The organism is Hymenobacter miniatus, assembly GCF_016427455.1.
In the GTDB taxonomy this organism is placed as follows: Bacteria; Bacteroidota; Bacteroidia; order Cytophagales; family Hymenobacteraceae; genus Hymenobacter; species Hymenobacter armeniacus.
This window is the reverse complement of the sequence record NZ_JAELXR010000003.1, coordinates 251,463-269,490: the sequence shown is the minus strand read 5'-3', so window position 1 is coordinate 269,490 and position 18,028 is coordinate 251,463. Positions and strand designations below refer to the sequence as shown.

The 18,028-nt window shown below is 62.3% G+C and carries 17 protein-coding genes; 6 read left to right on the top strand and 11 right to left on the bottom strand.

Features of this window, described 5'->3' with window-relative positions:
* Nucleotides 1–113: 113 nt before the first annotated feature.
* The 7 genes from JAO73_RS06490 to JAO73_RS06460 all read right to left on the bottom strand — a co-directional run bounded on the left by JAO73_RS06490 (nt 114) and on the right by JAO73_RS06460 (nt 8,440).
* Entirely contained in the window at nt 114–815 is a 702-nt protein-coding gene (locus tag JAO73_RS06490; RefSeq protein WP_198976282.1) for a carboxypeptidase-like regulatory domain-containing protein, read from the bottom strand.
* A gap of 170 nt (nt 816–985) precedes the next feature.
* Nucleotides 986–1,444, bottom strand: coding sequence for a hypothetical protein (locus tag JAO73_RS06485; protein WP_198976281.1), 459 nt, complete (start codon nt 1,442–1,444; stop codon nt 986–988).
* Nucleotides 1,445–1,552: 108 nt separating this feature from the next.
* Nucleotides 1,553–1,927: a roadblock/LC7 domain-containing protein gene (locus JAO73_RS06480; protein WP_198976280.1), complete on the bottom strand. Its 375-nt coding sequence runs from the start codon at nt 1,925–1,927 to the stop codon at nt 1,553–1,555.
* Between the two features lie 45 nt (nt 1,928–1,972).
* On the bottom strand, nt 1,973–2,287 hold the full coding sequence (locus JAO73_RS06475; RefSeq protein ID WP_198976279.1) for a hypothetical protein: 315 nt from the start codon (nt 2,285–2,287) through the stop codon (nt 1,973–1,975).
* A 591-nt stretch (nt 2,288–2,878) separates the two neighbouring features.
* Nucleotides 2,879–3,586: a Crp/Fnr family transcriptional regulator gene (locus tag JAO73_RS06470; RefSeq protein WP_198976278.1), complete on the bottom strand. Its 708-nt coding sequence runs from the start codon at nt 3,584–3,586 to the stop codon at nt 2,879–2,881.
* 183 nt (nt 3,587–3,769) lie between these two features.
* Nucleotides 3,770–5,470 (bottom strand): 2-oxoglutarate dehydrogenase complex dihydrolipoyllysine-residue succinyltransferase, encoded by a 1,701-nt coding sequence (gene odhB / locus JAO73_RS06465; protein ID WP_198976277.1) that lies wholly within the window; start codon nt 5,468–5,470, stop codon nt 3,770–3,772.
* Nucleotides 5,471–5,524: 54 nt separating this feature from the next.
* A complete protein-coding gene (locus JAO73_RS06460; RefSeq protein WP_198976276.1) occupies nt 5,525–8,440 on the bottom strand; it encodes a 2-oxoglutarate dehydrogenase E1 component in 2,916 nt (971 codons plus the stop codon).
* A gap of 553 nt (nt 8,441–8,993) precedes the next feature.
* Here JAO73_RS06460 and JAO73_RS06455 point away from each other — a divergent pair.
* On the top strand, nt 8,994–9,422 hold the full coding sequence (locus JAO73_RS06455; protein WP_190925873.1) for an RlpA-like double-psi beta-barrel domain-containing protein: 429 nt from the start codon (nt 8,994–8,996) through the stop codon (nt 9,420–9,422).
* Nucleotides 9,423–9,527: 105 nt separating this feature from the next.
* On the opposite strand, the gene JAO73_RS06450 is transcribed toward JAO73_RS06455, so the two are convergent.
* From JAO73_RS06450 to JAO73_RS06435, 4 genes are all read right to left on the bottom strand, one after another.
* Complete coding sequence (locus JAO73_RS06450; protein ID WP_198976275.1) at nt 9,528–10,709, bottom strand: SMP-30/gluconolactonase/LRE family protein; 1,182 nt, start codon at nt 10,707–10,709, stop codon at nt 9,528–9,530.
* Between the two features lie 124 nt (nt 10,710–10,833).
* A complete protein-coding gene (locus JAO73_RS06445; RefSeq protein ID WP_198976274.1) occupies nt 10,834–11,577 on the bottom strand; it encodes an SHOCT domain-containing protein in 744 nt (247 codons plus the stop codon).
* A 26-nt stretch (nt 11,578–11,603) separates the two neighbouring features.
* Nucleotides 11,604–12,332 (bottom strand): hypothetical protein, encoded by a 729-nt coding sequence (locus JAO73_RS06440; protein ID WP_190925866.1) that lies wholly within the window; start codon nt 12,330–12,332, stop codon nt 11,604–11,606.
* A gap of 27 nt (nt 12,333–12,359) precedes the next feature.
* On the bottom strand, nt 12,360–12,614 hold the full coding sequence (locus tag JAO73_RS06435) for a hypothetical protein (RefSeq protein WP_168672096.1): 255 nt from the start codon (nt 12,612–12,614) through the stop codon (nt 12,360–12,362).
* A 136-nt stretch (nt 12,615–12,750) separates the two neighbouring features.
* Here JAO73_RS06435 and JAO73_RS06430 point away from each other — a divergent pair, with 136 nt between their 5' ends.
* The 5 genes from JAO73_RS06430 (at nt 12,751) to JAO73_RS06410 (ending at nt 18,004) form a co-directional block, all read left to right on the top strand.
* Entirely contained in the window at nt 12,751–12,939 is a 189-nt protein-coding gene (locus JAO73_RS06430) for a hypothetical protein (RefSeq protein ID WP_190925864.1), read from the top strand.
* 121 nt (nt 12,940–13,060) lie between these two features.
* The gene (locus JAO73_RS06425) at nt 13,061–15,124 is read left to right on the top strand and encodes a S9 family peptidase (RefSeq protein ID WP_198976273.1); all 2,064 of its coding nucleotides are present in this window, start codon (nt 13,061–13,063) and stop codon (nt 15,122–15,124) included.
* 69 nt (nt 15,125–15,193) lie between these two features.
* Entirely contained in the window at nt 15,194–15,436 is a 243-nt protein-coding gene (locus tag JAO73_RS06420; protein WP_198976272.1) for a DUF433 domain-containing protein, read from the top strand.
* A 3-nt stretch (nt 15,437–15,439) separates the two neighbouring features.
* Nucleotides 15,440–15,787, top strand: a complete 348-nt coding sequence (locus JAO73_RS06415) for a DUF5615 family PIN-like protein (protein ID WP_198976271.1) — start codon at nt 15,440–15,442, stop codon at nt 15,785–15,787.
* Nucleotides 15,788–16,063: 276 nt separating this feature from the next.
* Nucleotides 16,064–18,004: a sensor histidine kinase gene (locus tag JAO73_RS06410; protein WP_198976270.1), complete on the top strand. Its 1,941-nt coding sequence runs from the start codon at nt 16,064–16,066 to the stop codon at nt 18,002–18,004.
* Nucleotides 18,005–18,028 lie beyond the last annotated feature (24 nt).

Sequence of the window (18,028 nt, the reverse complement as noted above, 5' to 3'; positions counted from 1 at the left end):
AAGAGAGGGAATTGGTAAGAGAAGATTCTTTAAGCTTATTCGCAACGTGCTTACGGTAGGTCCTTGCTTTCACTGAGTATAGGATAACCCGGGCAGGAAGCCGGGGCCTGGGATTAGAAAAACAGCCAGTGCTTGCGCTTGGCGCGGGGCTGCAGGGTCACGCCCTGGGCCGAGGCGTCGGCGGCTTTCAACTCCTGGTCGTGGTAGCCGGCGTAGCCGTATTGCAGCGTGGCCGTGGCGGCCACGGCGGCGGGCAGGCGCAGGGTGTAGCGGCCGTTGGCGTCGGTGCTGGCGCCCAGGCTGGTGCCTTTGCGCAGCACGGTGGCGCCCACCAGCGGCTGGCCGGCCTCGTTCAGAATGCGGCCGCTCACGGTCACGAGGCGGGAGGCGTTGGCTTCGGCCGCCGCCTCGGCAGCGGCGGTGCTGGCGGCGGCCAGCGACGTCATTTCGGGCAGCGCCGCCGGCACGGCCGGCGCGTTGTGCGACGGCAGGCGGGTGCCGGCCATCGACACGCCCGCTACCAGCGCGGCCGCGCCCACCATCGAGAACGCCCGGCGGCGGAAGCGCTGCGGCTGTTCCCGAATGAAGAGCAGTTGCTTTTGCACCCAGGTGGTCGGCGCGGCGGCCTCGGCCTCCTCGGTCGACATTTCGTGCCAGCGCGTGACGGTGGTGTGGGCCTGCGTGGCGTCCTTGCGGAGGTACTCTTCCACGGCGCGGGCCGAGGAACGGGCCAGGTCGCCGCGCAGGTAGGCGTCGCGGTACACCGGCAGCAATTCGCCGGTCTGCGGGTCAAATGGGGTAGCGGTAAGCTTCATTGGGGAACAGAAAAAAAGGGTGAAAAATGAGTTTTGTGGCTTTAGTTGGCCAGCCACGGGCCTTATCCAGCAGATAGCAATGCAGAACGGGCCGTGCACCCGGCGCCGGAGGCTACTGGAAAGGCCGGCGTGTTCTCAGTCGCCCTACTTGTCTCCACCTTCGCCGCGCCCTACCTGGAGGGCTCTAGTAGGGCAATGCCTCCGCGCACCACTTCGCGGGCAATGGCCAGGTTGGTGTCGCGCGAGTCCACGGCCAAGTACACAAACTGCTTTTCCGAAGGCACCAGCCGCAGCAAATGCAGTTGCGAGCGCAGCGTAAAAAGCATTTCTTCCACCTTTTCCGGCGCCGCCCCCTGGGCCCGAAGCCCGGCCTGCACCTGCCGCACCGCCTCGGCGTTGAAGCCCACCAGCGGCCCGGGCCGCAGGTCGCGGTCGGCGGTGTAGGTGGCCAGGGCTTTGCCGGTGGCCACGTCTACCACGGCCGCCATCAGCAGGTCGGGCAGTTCGCCCAGCAGGTGCCGGATGGCACTTTCAATGCGGGCGCTTTCCGGCCCGGGGGCCGCCAGCACCACCTCGTGGGCCACGGGCCCCGTGAGCCGCTGCAGTTGCTTGAGAAAAGGGATTTTCATGGGGCGCGGGGTGGGTGGTCCCGGCTGGTGGCCGGGCGCGCCGCGGGGTAGCGGGCGCGCCCGGCCGGGGGTGGTAGCCCAACGGCCGCACCGTTGGGGCAAGCAGCATTAGTTCAGGTTGTCGGCCGTCGAGCGCAACACCTCGCGGGCAATGGCCAGGTTGGTTTCGCGCGAGTTCACCACCAGGTAGATGAACTTGTTGCCGGCCAGCTTGATGAGGTGAAACTGGTTGGTGAGGGTGATGAGGATGTCCTCGATGTTCTCGCCGCTGAGCTTCAGGGCCGACATGGCTTTTTGCTTTTGCTTCACCACTTCGGTGTTGTAGGCGGCGGCGGTTTCGGGGTTGAGGGCCGGCGAATTCGAGTGCGAGGCCAGGGCCATGCCCGAGGTGATGTCGACCACCGCCACGGCCACCAGGCCCGGCAAATCGTTCAACACGTCTTGTACTACTTTGCCAGCGGGGGAATTTGTCGAGTAAGCCATTATAAGAAAAAAAGAGAATGGGTTATTGAAATGAATGATTGGGTTTTAGGCAACAATGGACTTGAGCAGCTCGCGGGCCAGCGCCAGGGGCGTGTTTTTGGCCCGCACGGCCAGAAACACAAACCACTGGCCGTTTTTGGCGAGGCGGAATAGCTGCAGTTGTTTTCGAAAAGGGATGAGGATGTCTTCCAGCCGCTCGCCGCGCAGGGCCAGCGCGGCCATGGCCTGTTGCTGCTGGCGCAGCAGTTCGGCTTGGTGGGCGGCCGTGGCGACGGGGTTGAAGCCACGCCGGCGGCTGCAGTAAGCCAGGGTATTGCCGGTGGCTAGCTCTACCACCGAAACAGTTGTAAGCGCGGGCAATTCGAGAAGCGTCCGCTTTATCACTTTTTTGATTTTATCCGGAGTGACGCCGGAGGCAGCCAATGGGGCGGGGCCCATTACAATGCGCGTGCTTCCGACGGGGGTAGACACGGATTTTTCGGCCGCAACACGCATATCTATTCAACTAATAATCAGCAGGAATTAGCCCTTAAAACGCATAAACGAACAAATATTAATGTTTTTCGAGCAGTTTTTCTGTTACAAAGCTCTACCGTACTTACAGCCTATAAAAATGACATACGTCACTTTTTATAATGATTTACATCAAACCGATGACCTTGCGAAACGCAACTGAGCTTAAAACGTGCCGGAGTAAAATATAATATTTTTTATAACTTAAGCCCATTTAATTCCTGAAGTCAGAAAATGACTCCCATTCTTGGAATAACCCCGCGTTTGCCTTGTTGCCCATTTCTCCGCGCGCGACGGCTACGCGACCAAAAAAGGCCGCCGGGCGGGTAGTCGACACATGTCGGCGACTACCCGCCCGGCGGCCCGGGTTCTGTTTCAACTACGCACTAGGGGGCTACTGCGGCCCTGTCACTAGTCCCACTGCCATCGTCTGCCTTGCTAGTCGTAGAGCGAGGCGAGTTGGTTAAGCTTGTCCGGCTTTAGAATGGTCACCTGGCTGCCGCGTGTGGCCACGATGCCGGCTTCTTTGAACTCCGACATCAGGCGGGTGGCCGTTTCTTTGGCAGTGCCCACCAGAGCGGCCAGGTCCTCGCGGGAAATCGACGTGCTGAACGGCCCGGCATCGCCTGGCTGCCGGAAGGTGCGCTGCAGCAGCAGCAGGGCGCCCGCCAGGCGTTCACGCACGGGCTTGTAAGCCAAGTGCAGCATTTGCAGCTCGGCCTCGCCCAGGGCCCGGGCCATCATGTGCATCAAGGAGGTGGAAAATTGCAGGTTCGACTGCCAGAGCCGGTAAAAGTCGGCCCGCGGAATGAAGCACACCACGCAATCGTCCAGCGCCACCGCCGAAGTGGAGTAGTGTGGCCCGGCTAGCACCGACCGGAAGCCTAGCATGTCGCCGCCTTTGGCCAGCCGGATGATTTGCTCTTTGCCATCGCCGCTGACCTTGGTAATTTTGATTTTGCCCTGCTGCACGCAGTGCAGGCCCAAAGCCGGCCCGCCTTCCTGAAAAATGTGCTGGCCCTTCTGAAAACGATGAGAAACTTTATTGGCAGATATAAAGTCCAACTCTTCGGCCTGGCAGCAGCCCATCAATGGCGTGTTGCGGCTGGGGCATTCGTGGCAAACAGGAGTAAAGAATTTTCCCATGGGCTATAAGGTCATCGTGTTTACTACTCCAAAGATACGCTTTCTTTTAAAAATTCAATTCTAATAAACTTAGCCTTGCATTAAAACATCAGAAATACATTGTTTCGAGCACCCTCGCTTCCAAAAATGAAAAAGCCCTGTTCCCACATCGGGAACAGGGCTTTTAAAAATCCTATTGCGAGACTACACACCCAATAGCAGGCGCGTGGGGTCTTCGAGCAATTCTTTCACCCGCACCAAGAAGCTCACCGACTCGCGACCGTCGATGATGCGGTGGTCGTAGCTCAGGGCCAGGTACATCATGGGGCGAATCACTACCTGGCCATTCTCGGCCACGGGGCGCTGAATGATGTTGTGCATGCCCAGGATGGCCGACTGCGGCGCGTTGATAATCGGGGTGCTGAGCATGGAGCCGAACACGCCGCCGTTGGTGATGGTGAACGTGCCGCCGCTCATCTGCTCAATGGTGAGCTTGTTGTCGCGGGCCAGACCGGCCAGGCGCACCACTTCCTTCTCGATGCCGTCGAAGGACAGCTGCTCGGCGTTGCGAATCACGGGCACCACGAGGCCTTTCGGGGCCGACACGGCGATGCTGATGTCGCAGAAATCGGAGTACACGATTTCGCCGTTGTCAATCTGGGCATTCACGGCGGGCCACTCCTGCAGGGCCACGCACACGGCCTTGGTGAAGAAGGACATAAAGCCGAGGCCCACGCCGTTTTTCTCCTTGAACTTGTCTTTGAACTTGTTGCGCAGGTCCATGATGGGCTGCATGTTCACCTCGTTGAAGGTGGTGAGCATGGCCGTCTCGTTCTTCACCGACACCAGGCGGCGGGCCACCGTCTTGCGCAGGTTGCTCATGCGCTCGCGGCGCACGTTGCGGCTGCCACCGGCGGCCGGAGCCGCGGAAGGTGCGGCTGGGGCCGAAGCAGCGGGAGTTGCCGTCGCTTGTGGTGCCGGTGTGGCCGGTTTAGCCTGCGCGTTTTGCGCGTCTTCTTTCGTAATGCGGCCGTCGCGGCCGGTGCCGCTCACGCTGCTGGCGGCAATGCCTTTCTCGTCGAGAATCTTACCTGCAGCCGGCGAAGGCACCCCCGTAGCGTAAGTAGCCGCGCCACCGCTGGCGGGCTGCGAAGCCAAGGCCGCAACCGGGGCAGCCTGAGTAGCTGCAGGAGCGGCCGCGGCCGGAGCCGACGCAGCCGCACCGCTACCGCCTTCGATGCGCGCAATGACCGTCCCGATGGCAATGGTTTCGCCCTCCTTCACGGCGTGGCGTAGCGTGCCGCTGCCTTCGGCGGGCAGTTCGAAGGTGGCCTTATCCGACTCCAACTCAGCAATTACTTCGTCGCGGCTCACCTGGGCACCGTCGGGCTTCAGCCACTTGGCCACGGTCACTTCCGTAATGGACTCCCCTACCGTGGGGATTTTCATCTCAATGGAGCCACCGCCAGCAGCCGGGGCCTCCGCGCCAGCACCTGAAGCAGCCGGAGCGCCGGGCGTCGAAGCGTCTTTGCTCTCGTTGCCCGCGGGGGCTCCGCCGTAGCCGGACTGGTTGCTGGCCGCCGGGTTCTCCTCCCCTTTCGAAACGGGGTCAGCCGCCGAAGCGGCGGGGGCGGCAGCCGGCGCGGCCGGGGCCGCAGCGCTGCCACTGGCCACGCCGTCCAGGTCGGCGATGACGGTGCCGATGCCGATGGTTTCGCCCTCGGCCACCCGGATTTTTAGCACGCCGTCGGCTTCGGCGGGCAGCTCAAACGTGGCTTTGTCGGACTCCAGCTCGGCAATGACTTCGTCGCGCTTCACGGCGTCGCCGTCTTGCTTGAGCCACTTGGCAATGGTGACTTCGGTGATGGATTCGCCAACGGCGGGAATTTTGATTTCGAGGGCCATGTGCAGGCGTTTTGGATTGAATCGGTGTAAGGAGAAGGAAGTCGGGCAGGATTATCAGTCAGTGGCTTTGGCCTTTTCTGCCGTTTCCTTGATGTTGGCGTCGGCCACGGCTTCTTTGGGCTTGTCGAAGGCGCGGGCTACCAAGTCCTTTTGCTCCTTCACGTGGATTTTGTTGTAGCCCGTGGCCGGCGAGGCCGAGGGTTTGCGCGCCACCACGTCTTCCAGCTCGCGGCGCAGGAAGCGCAGCATGTAGTTCCAGTAGCCCATGTTTTCGGGCTCTTCCTGCACCCAGTACAGCTTGGCCTTGGGGTACTTGGCCAGCTCGGCGTCGAGCTGCTTTTTGGGGAAGGGGTGCAGCTGCTCGAGGCGCACAATGGCCACGTCGGTGCGATTGGAGGCGCGCTGCTCTTCCAGCAGGTCGAAGTAGACCTTGCCCGAGCACAGCAGCACGCGCTTCACCTTCTTGGCTTCGGCAAAGGTGTCGCCGAGCACTTCGCGGAAACCGCCGCTGGTGAACTCTTCCACCGGCGACACGCACAGCGGGTGGCGCAGCATCGACTTCGGCGACATCACCACCAGCGGCTTGCGGAAGCTCCAAGTGAGCTGGCGGCGCAGGGCGTGGAAGAAGTTGGCCGGCGTGGTCATGTTGGCCACTATAATGTTATACTCGGCCGCGAGTTGCAAGAACCGCTCGGGGCGGGCGTTGGAGTGCTCGGGGCCCTGGCCTTCGTAGCCGTGGGGCAGCTGCATCACCACGCCGTTCATGCGCTGCCACTTGCTCTCGGAGCTCACCACAAACTGGTCAATCATGGTCTGGGCGCCGTTGGCGAAGTCGCCGAATTGGGCTTCCCAAATCACCAGCGCCGTGGGGTTGGCCATGGCGTAGCCAAATTCGAAGCCCAGCACCGCGTACTCGCTCAGCAGCGAGTTGTAGATGCTTAGCTGCTCGTGCTCGCCCTCCATGAAGTTGAGCGAGTTATAGGGCGCCGAGGTTTCGGCGTCGTGCAGCACCGCGTGGCGGTGCGAGAACGTGCCGCGCTGCACGTCCTGGCCGCTCACGCGCACAATGTGTTTCTCGCTCATCAGCGAGCCGTAGGCTAGTAGTTCGCCAGCGGCCCAGTTCAGCACGCGGGTTTCGTAGAACATCTTGCGGCGCTCTTTCAGCAGGTTGTCAATCTGCTTGATGGGCTTGAAGCCTTCCGGAATCGTGGTCAGGGCCTTGGCCACTTTCTGCACCACGTCTTCGCTGATGCCGGTTTCGGGCGACTGGTCGAAATCCTCCGGCGTGGAGCGGCGCAGGCTGCGCCACTCGTTTTCCAACGCCTGATACTTATACGGCAGCGGCTGCTGCTTCACCATGTCGAGGCGGGCCTGCAGCGTGTCGCGGAACTCGCGGTCCATCTGGTTGGCCAGCTCAGCGTCCACGTCGCCGCGCTGCACCAGCATGGCGTTGTACACCTCGCGCGGGTTCTGGTGCTTCGAGATGAGGTTGTAGAGCGTGGGCTGCGTGAACTTGGGCTCGTCTGACTCGTTGTGGCCGTGGCGGCGGTAGCACACCATGTCAATAAAGATGTCGGCGTGGAACTGCTGGCGGTACTCGGTGGCCAGCTGCACGGCAAACACCACCGCTTCGGGGTTGTCGCCGTTCACGTGCACCACCGGCGCATCAATGATTTTAGCCAAATCCGTCGAGTAAATCGACGAGCGGGCGTCCTCAAAGTCGGTGGTAAAACCTACCTGGTTGTTAATCACGAAGTGAATGGTGCCGCCCGTCTTGTAACCTTCCAGCTGCGACATCTGCGTCACCTCGTAGCCAATGCCCTGGCCGGCCAGCGCGGCGTCGCCGTGAATGAGGATGGGCAGAATCTGGTGGTAGTCGCCGCCATACTGGTGCTCGATTTTGGCGCGCACGAAGCCTTCCACCACCGGGTTTACCGCCTCGAGGTGCGAGGGGTTGGGGGCCAGCTTCAGGTTCACTTTCTGGCCACCGCTGGCTTCCACTTCGGACGAGTAGCCCATGTGGTACTTCACGTCGCCGTCGCCCATGGTAAGGTCAGGTACCGCGGTGCCTTCGAACTCCGAGAAAATCTGCTCATAGGTCTTGCCCATGATGTTGGCCAGCACGTTGAGGCGGCCGCGGTGGGCCATGCCAATCATCACTTCCTTCACGCCCAGCTCCGCGCCCTTGCCGATGATGGCATCCAGCGCGGGAATAGTCGTTTCGCCACCTTCCAGCGAGAAACGCTTCTGCCCCAGAAACTTGGTATGCAGAAAGTTCTCGAAAACAACGGCTTCGTTCAGCTTCTTCAGGATGCGCTTCTTGTACTCCACGCCGGGGTTGAAAGCCAGCGAGTCCTTCTCCACTTTCTCGCGGAACCAGTCCAGCACCTGCGGGTCGCGGATGTACATGTACTCGAAGCCGATGGCGCCAGTGTAAATCTTCTCCAGCGCTGCCACGATGTCGCGCAGCTTGGCCTGCGGGCCCAGACCCAAGCCTTCGCCGTTTTTGAACACGGTGTCCATGTCGGCTTCGCCCAGGCCGAAGTCACTCAGGTCGAGGCGGGGCCTGCGGTCTTTGCGCTCGCGCACCGGGTTGGTTTTGGCGCGCAGGTGGCCGCGGCTACGATAGGCGTGGATGAGGTTGCGCACGGCCGTTTCCTTATCGGAGGCCGCTTCGCCACTGCTGATGCCGGGCGCGTTGTTGGTAGAAGCCGCCGTTTGGAGCACGCCGTAGTCGGCTGGCTGCGGGGCAGCCGGCGCGGCGGCCTTGGGGCCTGCGGCGCCGTTGCCATTCGTGGTGCTGCTGCCGGGCACCACGGGGGCGCCTTCCGGAAACTGCTGCGAGAAATCAAACCCTTCAAAAAACTTGCGCCAGCCGTAATCAACCGATTCCGGGTTTTGCTGGTAAGCCTGATAGAGGGTTTCGATAGCCGCGGCGTCGGCGTTGGCGATATACGAGTATGCGTCCATGAGAGAAGGAGCTTAGGTAAAGCTCAGCAAAAGTAACAGGCCTAATACAGAGCCAAAAACCTGAATTCGGGTTTACAAATAAACCTAACAGTCAAGCATATTCATTCAAACGTAGTGCTATGCTTACAGAATGGGCGAAGGGCAATTTATAGATTTTCGCGGGCTTGGCGTAACCAACGGATACGGGTGGGCGCCGGCGACGTCTGAGTGCGCCAGAGAATTTCGTTTCACAAACAGGCATTTCACGGGGCTCGGAAGCCGCTTCTTCTATAAACTTTTTGCTATGTATGGGCCGACAGCTACTTCCAAGGCCGTTAGCAATTGGATAATTTATTTTTAGCAAACTTATCCAACGTGTTCAACGTTAACCTTTTTCGCCCTTGCCCAAAAAGCAAGGGTTTTGCCCATTCCGCCGGGCTTAACAGGCGGTTGAACGAACCCTGGATAAATGTATAATGCACGGTTATTTATAGATGTATTTCTAGCAGTTGCGACGCTTGCAGCGCCGCTTTTTAATTCGGTCAATTCGGCGCCCGCCGCCACGGCCACGGGCATGAAGGCCTTCCTCTCCACGCGCGGCATGGCCCGCCACACGGCCACTGTGAAGGCCAAAAAAGCCAAAGCGCTGGTGCCCCGCAGCCTCACCTACACGGTGACGGCCACCATCTACGAGGCCGTGCCTAGCCAGACGGACAACGAGCCGTTCATCACCGCCGATAACTCCCACATCAAGCGCCACTACGGGACCAAAAAACGCTGGATGGCGCTTTCCCGGGATTTGCTCAAGCCCTGGGGCGGCAAGTTCGACTTTGGTGATAAGGTGCGGGTGCGCGGCATCTCGCCCGAACTCGACGGCGTTTATACCATTCATGATACCATGAACCGGCGCCACCGCCACTGCATGGACATCCTGGCGCACCCGAGCGAGAACCTCGACATTTTTACCAAGGGCGTGAAGATTCAAAAAGTGGCCTTGCAGTAAGTGCAGCTAGTTTTATCCTATTTTATTCGCATGCTTATAGCAGAAAGCCCCGCCAGCAATGGCGGGGCTTTCTGGTTGTAGAGGAGGCTGTTTGAGGCTGAATCTTTACTTAGGCAGGGCCATTTTGAAGATGCGAAACGGCTGGCGGGGCTGGCCCACGCCCTTGTTCCAGTTCGGCGTCTTGTGGATGCCGGAGTTGGTGACGTACAGCGTGCCGTCGGCGGTGAAGCTGTAGGTATCGGGCCACTGCAGGCGCGAGTCTTTTACAAGGGTTTCGATTTTGCCAGCCGGGGTGCGGCGCAGGAGCGCGCTTTGCTCGAAGGAGGTGAGGTAGACGTTGTTGGCCGCGTCGATTTCCAGGCCATCGGTACCGGGAATCTCGCCCACGGTTTCGACCTGCTGGCCTAGTTGAGCTTCGGTGAGGGCCGGGTCGCGCAGGGCGGCGGTTTTGATGCGGTAGAGCGTGTGGCCGGTGAGGGGGCAATAGTAGAGGTAGGCATTGTCGGTGCTCAGGGCAATACCGTCGGCGTTGAACTGGGCGGGCTTGCCCTGCAGGTCAATCATGGGGTGGCCTTCGGCCTTGATGACCAGGCCCTTCACGGCTTTGGTAGAAGGGTGCTTATCGAGCAGGCGGCGCGATTTCAGCGTTTTCAGGTCGACCACAACCAAAGCGCCGAGGCCCGACTCGGTGATGTAGGCGTAATTGTTTTGCAGGTCGATGCGCACGTCGTTGAGGTAGGACTTGCGCGGGGCCACCGCTTCGGGGAAGGGAATGGTGAGCAGCACTTGGCCGGTTTTGGGGTCGGTTTTGACGAGCTTGGGGCCGCCGGGCACCGTGAATTTCAGCCCGGGCGAGGCCGGGTCGAGCACCCACACCATGCCCGATTTATCGGCAAACACGCTTTGCGGGCAAATCCAGTGCTTGAGCGGCTCCGATTTTACGGAGTCGTTCCACATGCACCAGCTGGCGTTGGGGTACGGCGTGAGGGTGTTGTTGGCCCCCACTTTGGCAATGGGGTAGGACGGGTTCCAGTCCCAGCGCGGAAAGCAGGCAAATACCTGCCCGCCGGGCGCCACGGCCACGCCCACCATTTGCGGGTCGTTGAACTCGGCCACCACTTGCAGCGGGGAATTGGCCGGCGCAGCCGTGCTGCCGGTGGCGGTGGTGTCGGCGGCCGCGCCGGCGGCGGCCGTGTCCGAGTTGGTGGAAGGCGAAGAGCAGCTGCTCAGCACAGCAGCCGCCAACGCCGCCGAAAAGCCAAGCGGATAGAAGCGGGAAAACGTCATGAAAGAAGCGGTTGAATTGGAAAGGAAAAAAGAAACCCCGGCCTTCAAAAGCCAAGGCTTCTCATACGACCTTTCGGCTCGCACGTTGAGCCAAGCCGCCATAAATCAACTCATAAGCCAAAGGCTACGGCGCATCCGACGAATCGGTGGGCGCCGTGACGGGGGCCGCCACAGAGTCGCGCACGGCCGGGGCGGGGCGGGGCTGAATGGCCGGCGCGGGGTTGGCCGGGGCCACCCGAATGGTTTCGGGGGCGGCGGTGGCGGGCAGCTCCGCGGCCTGCGGGCCGGTTTCGATGGGCGCGGCCAGCGTATCGGCGGGCGTGAGGCTGGTGCTGGAAATGCGCTCGGAAGGCCGACGGTTCAACGACAGGTACAGCACCAGCGACAGCAGCGCCAGCAGGCCGCCAATTGACAGAATCAAGGCCAGCGGGCTTTTGGCGGAGGGCACCTGCGCCTCAGGAAATTCGTCGGCTACGTAGGCGGAATTCATTTCGGGGTCGGGCATGGGCTCGGGCACAAAAGCGGCTGGAGGCGCTACCGGTGGTGTTTCGGCCTCGAAAGCGCGGCGCACCACGGGCGGCACAAATTCCGGTTCCGGCTCGGCGGCATCGGAGGCAAGCGGGTAAAACTGCGGCTGCACCGGCTCGGCCGGCGGCGTTGCAGAATGTGCCGGAGGCAACGGGCTGCTCGTGGCCGGGGGCGCCACGGGCGGCACGGCCGGCGGAGCCGGGGGCCCACTGGCCGGGGCGGCCTCCTGAAACACCAGCCGCTGCTTCAGCGCTTCGAACTCGGTGGGCGTGAGGGCCCCGGCGTCGAGCATTTCCTTGAGCTGGCGCAGCGTGTCGAGGGGCGAAGAGGGGTTGTCCATGAACCTGAATACGGCCGGCGGCGGGGCTAGTTTTTGCGGTCGAGCGCGGAGAGGCGGTCGCGGCGGCGCTGCAGGCGCAGGCGGCTCTCGTCGAGCAGCACCCGGTTTTTGGTTTGCGCCGCCGAGTCGGCGCGCGATTGCAGCAGGTTTTCGGCGTTCTTTTTCTTCAGTTCCTCAATGCGGGCCAGGTTGGCCTCGGTGTTGGTTTTGAGGTAGGCCTGCTCTTTTTCGAGGCGCTCCTTTTCCTTTTCCACGGCCTTCAGCTTCTTCTCGGCTTCGGCAATCATGTCGCGGTAGGCCTTGAGGCGGGCGGCGCCGGCAAAGTTCTGCGCGATGGCGCGCAGGGCGTTGTATTCGGTGGCGGTTTTGTCGGGGTCGAAGAAAGTGTTGTCGTCGAACCCGCCAAACAAGGAGACTTCCGACACCGAGTCGGACGGCGCAATGACGGTGGCGTACAGGTCCACGAGCTTGCCCGAAATGGTGCTGGCCGGCGTTTGCTTGGCCATCAGCACGTCGCTCTTGCCCATGCCCAGCACGCCGCCGGTTTTAAATTTCACGTTGTAGCTGCTCTTCATCCAGTCCTGGAAGAACTCGCGCACGTCGGTGGCTTTGCCGTCTACCTGCACCTTGAGGGCCGGGCGGGGCTTTTTGTTGTAGTTCACTTCGCCGGGGCGCACGTCGTAGAGTTGGGCCGAGGCCAGGGCCGGGGCCAGCCAGCCGGCCAGCAACAGCAGGAGGAAATAGACTTTTTGCATGAGAAAAGGGCGTGTGTGGCGTCGGAGTTAGCGCAGCTCGTGGCGGTCGAAGGCGGCCTGCAGGTCGGCGCGCATGGCCTGAAAGCGGGCAATGGCGGCGGCCAGAAATTCGTCGTCGAGCAGCTCGCGGGCTTCGGCGTCGGTGCCGGTCAGCAGGTCGAGCTCGGCCACTTTGTAGGTTTGCTCCAGGTTGCCCTGCTCCAATTTCAGCAGAAACTTGCCGTTCCAGGCCAGCAGGGTGATTTTGACGGCGGGGTGCGGAATGTCGGCAACGTGGCGCATAAACAACGAAAAAAGGCCGGGAGCCGGGCACGAAGATAGTAAGCTCAACCTAACTCCTCCCCCGCCCTGCGCGTAAAAAAATGCGTGGTGCGGCGCCCCGCACCCGTTCCTTTCCACCTTATACCTACTTATTGCCATGCCCCAGGGAGATAAGTCGAAATACACCGACAAGCAGAAGCGCCAGGCCGAGCACATCGAAGAAGGCTACGAGAAGCGCGGCGTGCCCAAAGACGAAGCCGAAGCCCGCGCCTGGGCCACGGTGAACAAAAACGACGGCGGCGGGAAACAACCCGGCGGCTCGGGCCGTAAAAAGGACAGTAAATGATTCTTACTTGCGCTTATGCGCTGGCAAGTGGCTGTCACCCACAGAAAGAAGCCCCTCCAACTCGGTTGGCGGGGCTTCTTTTTTGGCCGGTGCGGGCCGGGATGTTGTGTATTTTTCGGGCATGAACAAGCTCCTCACTGTGGGTTTGGCGTTGCTCCCGCTGGCCGCGTCTGCCCAAACCCCCATCGCCGTCCTCACCCCCGAAAAGCTCTGGCAGCTCGGCCGCCTGGGCGAAATGCAGGTGTCGGCCGATGGCAAAACCGTGGCCTACACCGTCACCAAGTACAACTTGGCCGAGAACAAGGGCAACGCCGACATCTGGACCGTGCCCGTGGCCGGCGGCGTGCCCCGTAAGCTCACCGACACGCCCGGCTCGGAAAACACCCTGAACTGGCGGCCCGACGGCAAGCTCACGTTCATTTCGGGCGAAAGCGGGACCGACCAGCTGTATGTGATGAACGCCGACGGCAGCGGCAAAACCAAGCTCAGCGATTTCCCCGACCAGGGCCTGAGCAATCTGAAATACGCGCCCAAGGCCAATTTCATTCTCTACACGCAGGACGTGAAGGTGACGCCCACCACGCTGGACCTGTTTCCGGACCTGCCCAAGGCCGACGCCAAAATCATCGACGACCTCAACTACCGCCACTGGAACGTGTGGGACGACCACCTGGCCAGCCACGTGTTCTTCCAGCCGCTGAATGCCGACGGCCGGCCCGAAGGCTACGGCAAAGACCTGATGCCCGGCGAGAAATTCGACGCGCCGCTGCTGCCCGACGGCGGCGCCGAGCAGCTGGCTTTCTCGCCCGACGGTTATAAAATTGCCTACACCAGCCGCAAGCTTACCGGCAAGGCCGAGGCCGTGAGCACCAACTCCGACATCTACCTCTACGACATTCACAACGCCCAGACCGTGAACCTGAGCGAAGGCCTGGGCGGCTACGACACCGAGCCCGCCTTCGCGCCCGACGGCCGGCAGGTGGCCTGGCTGAGCATGGCCACGCCCGGCTTCGAGAGCGACCGCAACGGCATTGTGGTGTACGATTTCGCCACGAAGAAGCGCGTCGACGTCACCAAAGGCTCGGAGCTGAGCGCCGGCAACATGCGCTGGAGCGCCGACGGCAAAACCATCTACTTCATGGCCGTGGTGGCCGGCACCGAACAGCTGTATTCAGTGCCGAGCAAGGGCGGCAAAATCAAGCAGCTCACCACCGGCGCGCAGAACTACAACTCGTTTGAATTGGTGGGCAAAGACCAGGCCGTGGCCAACCGTACCACGCTGTCGGCCTTCGCTGACATCGTGCGGCTCGACCTGAAAACCGGCAAGGAAACGCCCCTCACCGCCATCAACAAAGAAGAATTGGCCGGCATCAAATTGGGCAAGGTAGAAGACCGCCGCGTGACTACCACCGACAACAAGCAGATGCAGGTGTTCGTGATTTACCCGCCCGATTTCGACCCCGCCAAGAAGTACCCCACCCTGCTCTACTGCCAGGGCGGCCCGCAAAGCCCCATCACCCAGAGCCAGAGCTACCGCTGGAATTTCCAGCTGATGGCGGCCAACGGCTACATTGTGGTGGCGCCCAACCGGCGCGGCCTGCCCGGCTTCGGGCGCGAGTGGAACGACGCCATTTCGGGTGATTTCGGCGGGCAGCCCATTCGGGACTATCTCTCGGCGATTGATAAGATTTCGGAAGAGCCTTACGTGGACAAGGACCGGCGCGGCTGCGTGGGCGCCAGCTACGGCGGCTACTCGGTGTACTTCCTGGCCGGCCACCACGAGGGCCGCTTCAAGACCTTCATCTCGCACGACGGCATGTTCGACCTGAACAGCTTTTACACCACCACCGAGGAGATGTTTTTTGTGAACCACGACCTCGGCGGCGCGCCCTGGAACGTGCCCCAGCACCGCTCCTACACCGAGTTCAACCCCATCAACTTCGTGGGCAAGTGGGACGCGCCCATCCTCGTCATTCACGGCGGCAAAGACTTCCGTGTGCCCGAAAGCCAAGGCATGGAAGCCTTCGGCTCGGCCCAGATGCGGGGCATTCCCAGCCGCTTCCTCTACCTGCCCAACGAGGGCCACTGGGTGCTGAAGCCGCAGAACGCCGTGCTCTGGCAGCGCGTGTTTTTCGACTGGCTGGGCCGCACGCTCAAGCCGGATGGTGGCAAGGCGGCGAAGTAAGCCGGGTCCTGGTCACCTAAAAAGCGCCCGCTGGGCTTCCCGACGGGCGCTTCTGCGTATCTTGCCTGTATGCAAACCGCTGATTCGCTCCTCGCCCGCATCACCGTCGACCCGCGTGTGCTCACCGGTAAGCCCACTGTGCGCGGCCTCCGCATATCGGTCCAGCAACTACTCAAGGCCATGGCGGCCGGCCAAAGCCCTGCCGAACTCATGCAGGAATATCCTGAGCTGGAGCCGGAAGACTTTCAAAGCGTGTTGCTCTACGCCGCCAACGTGGTGGACGAGCAGCGGGTATACCGCCTCAGCGCCTAATCCGTGCGGTTTGTAATCGATGCCGGCGTGGGCACTAGCGTAGAGAAGCTGCTGCGGGAGCTGGGGCACGAAACCACCGCCGTGCGCGACCTGAACCCGCACATGCCCGACGTGGAGGTATTGGCCCTGGCCGCTCGAAAAACGGCCATCGTCGTCACCATGGACAAGGACTTTGGCGACTTAATTTTCAAGGAGATGCGCCCCCACCACGGCGTATTACTGCTGCGCCTGGAAGAAGCCACCGGGCCTGAGCGGGCCACTGTGGTGCGCCTGATTCTGGAGCAGCACGCAGAAGAATTGCCGGGCCGTTTTGCAGTGTTTCAGAACGAGCGGTTGCGCATCAGCCTTTAGCAAAGCAAAAGCGGGCCACTGGGTGCTGAAGCCGCAGAACGCCGTGCTCTGGCAGCGCGTGTTTTTCGACTGGCTGGGCCGCACGTTCAAGCCCGACGGCACGGCGGCGAAATAGTTGACAGGCTTCGTGTTCGATGCCGGGGTGTTGTGGTGGCCAGTGGTGGCCGCAGCACCCCGGTTGGTTTTTTGGAGAATTTTAGGGCGAAACCAGATGAAATGCAGATAAACCTATAGTTATTTGTCGGCTCTGGTGCTAGCGGTTTTCGTTTATTGCCTATGCGGTTTTGCTACTTCGCGGTGCTGATGCTGGGCTTGTGGGCCGGAACGGCCGGGTCTGCCCGGGCGGCCGACAACCCGCCGCACCGCCTGCGCGACACCCTGCTGCTGAAAGACCCCAAAGGCGCGCACCTCTCCGAAGCCTACCGCTACTACACCGAGCCCTTCGGCCTCGCGCCCGACCCCGAGCGGGCCGAAGCCCAGTACCGCGCCGGCCGCTTCCGCGCCGGCCCCTGGCACAAAACCCTGAACCTGGGCCTACTGCACCGCCGCGTGTGGCTGCGCCTGCCGGTGCGCAACACCGAGGCCCGGCGCCTGCGCTTCCTGTGGAGCATCTTCAACTTCACCGACAGCGCGGCCCTCTACATCCGGCGGCCGGGCGACACGCGCTTCACGCGCCTGGGCGCCGCCAGCTCGTGGGCACCGGCGGCCGAGCGGCAGTTCCCGGCCCGCTCGCTGAGCTTTCCGTTTGAGCTGGGCCCCGGCGAAGCGGCCGTGCTCTACCTGCGCGCCGATGTGCACACGGGCGGCGTGTACCTGCCCACCTATATCGAAACGGCCGAGCATTTTCTGGCCTGGGAAATGGGCTTCCCGTTTGAGCGGCACTGGGTGTGGCTGCTGGGCTTTTACCTGAGCAGCGCGGTGTTCAGCCTGGTGCTGTTTGCGTTTCTGCGCGACCGCATCTACCTCTGGTACGTGGCCTACGTGGCGGCCGTGGCGCTGTTTCTGATAATGGAAGACGGCCTCGACGCCCTGCTGCTGCCCGGCCCGCTCTACCGCCTGCTCTGGTCGGTGGGCCAATACAACTTCCTGATACTGGCCGGCGCAGCGGGCATTCGCATCATGCAGCTGTTTTTGCGGCTGCCGAAGGCGGCGAAGCTGTACCGCGCCGGCGTGTGGCTGGCCGGGGCCGCGGTGGGGCTGGTGGCGGCCTACGCGGCGGTATTTCCGTGGGCCGTGCGCCACAGCCTGCCGCTGGTGGAAGGCCTCAACTACGGCCGCGAGGTGCTGATGCTGCTGGTGTTCGGCTACGGCTGGGTGACGCTCATTGCGGCCTTGTTGTCGCGGCACCGGCGGCGCCTGGCGGCGTACTACTCGCTCACGTATTGCTGCTTTTTTGTGGGGTACGCGGTGTTTTGGCTGAACCACCTGGGGCTGAGCAGTTTCAACCCCATCTACCCCAACACCCTGGCCTGGGGCCTGTTTGCCGAGCTGCTGGTGCTGAGCGCCCTGCTCACGGGCCGCTTTCGCTACACGCTGCGCCAGAATGCGCAGCTGCGCATCCGGCAGCTGCAGCAGCGCAACGAGGAAGGCGGGCGCCTCATTGCCGCGCAGGATGCCGAGCGCGAGCAACTGGCCCGCGAGTTGCACGACGCCCTGGGCCCCAACCTGGCCGCCCTGCACATGGCCTGGCAAAGCCACGCCGTGCGCGACGCGCTGGCCGCCGCCCCCAACGCGGCCACCATCGGCCTGCTCACCGAAGAAATTCTGGGTCAGCTTTATAGCCAGGTGCGCCAGCTCAGCCACTCGCTGCTGCCCATGGAGCCGGGCACAAACCGCCTGCACAATTCCATCGGGGCCCTGTGCGACGCCTTCAACCTCAACGGCCCGCCCCACGTGGACACCCGCCTCGACCCCGGCCTCGACGCCCTGCCCCAGGCGGTGCAGTCGGCCGCTTTCCGCATCGTGGCCGAGCTGGTGAATAACGCCGTGCGCCACGCCCAGGCCCGCCACGTGCAGGTGCAGCTGCGCTGCCACCCCACCCACCTCGAGCTGTGTGTGGAAGACGACGGCCGCGGCTTTGCCCGCGGCGAAGACACGCCGGCCACCGGCATTGGCCTGCGCGGGGTGCGCACCCGCGCCGCCTACCTGGGCGGCAGCGTGCGCATCGAAACGCCGAACGCAACCGGCACCCGCGTGGTGGTGCAGCTGCCGTTCTGAGGGGTTGCGCCGCGAAAGCGGTTC

Bases quoted from the DNA above. Each gene is read 5' to 3' on its own strand.
- JAO73_RS06445 (WP_198976274.1), bottom strand. From the start codon at position 11,577: ATGGACAACCCCTCTTCGCCCCTCGACACGCTGCGCCAGCTCAAGGAA.
- JAO73_RS06430 (WP_190925864.1), top strand. From the start codon at position 12,751: ATGCCCCAGGGAGATAAGTCGAAATACACCGACAAGCAGAAGCGCCAG.
- JAO73_RS06460 (WP_198976276.1), bottom strand. From the start codon at position 8,440: ATGGACGCATACTCGTATATCGCCAACGCCGACGCCGCGGCTATCGAA.
- JAO73_RS06470 (WP_198976278.1), bottom strand. From the start codon at position 3,586: ATGGGAAAATTCTTTACTCCTGTTTGCCACGAATGCCCCAGCCGCAAC.
- JAO73_RS06480 (WP_198976280.1), bottom strand. From the start codon at position 1,927: ATGGCTTACTCGACAAATTCCCCCGCTGGCAAAGTAGTACAAGACGTG.
- JAO73_RS06440 (WP_190925866.1), bottom strand. From the start codon at position 12,332: ATGCAAAAAGTCTATTTCCTCCTGCTGTTGCTGGCCGGCTGGCTGGCC.
- odhB (WP_198976277.1), bottom strand. From the start codon at position 5,470: ATGGCCCTCGAAATCAAAATTCCCGCCGTTGGCGAATCCATCACCGAA.
- JAO73_RS06425 (WP_198976273.1), top strand. From the start codon at position 13,061: ATGAACAAGCTCCTCACTGTGGGTTTGGCGTTGCTCCCGCTGGCCGCG.
- JAO73_RS06435 (WP_168672096.1), bottom strand. From the start codon at position 12,614: ATGCGCCACGTTGCCGACATTCCGCACCCCGCCGTCAAAATCACCCTG.
- JAO73_RS06490 (WP_198976282.1), bottom strand. From the start codon at position 815: ATGAAGCTTACCGCTACCCCATTTGACCCGCAGACCGGCGAATTGCTG.
- JAO73_RS06455 (WP_190925873.1), top strand. From the start codon at position 8,994: ATGAAGGCCTTCCTCTCCACGCGCGGCATGGCCCGCCACACGGCCACT.
- JAO73_RS06450 (WP_198976275.1), bottom strand. From the start codon at position 10,709: ATGACGTTTTCCCGCTTCTATCCGCTTGGCTTTTCGGCGGCGTTGGCG.
- JAO73_RS06410 (WP_198976270.1), top strand. From the start codon at position 16,064: ATGCGGTTTTGCTACTTCGCGGTGCTGATGCTGGGCTTGTGGGCCGGA.
- JAO73_RS06485 (WP_198976281.1), bottom strand. From the start codon at position 1,444: ATGAAAATCCCTTTTCTCAAGCAACTGCAGCGGCTCACGGGGCCCGTG.
- JAO73_RS06420 (WP_198976272.1), top strand. From the start codon at position 15,194: ATGCAAACCGCTGATTCGCTCCTCGCCCGCATCACCGTCGACCCGCGT.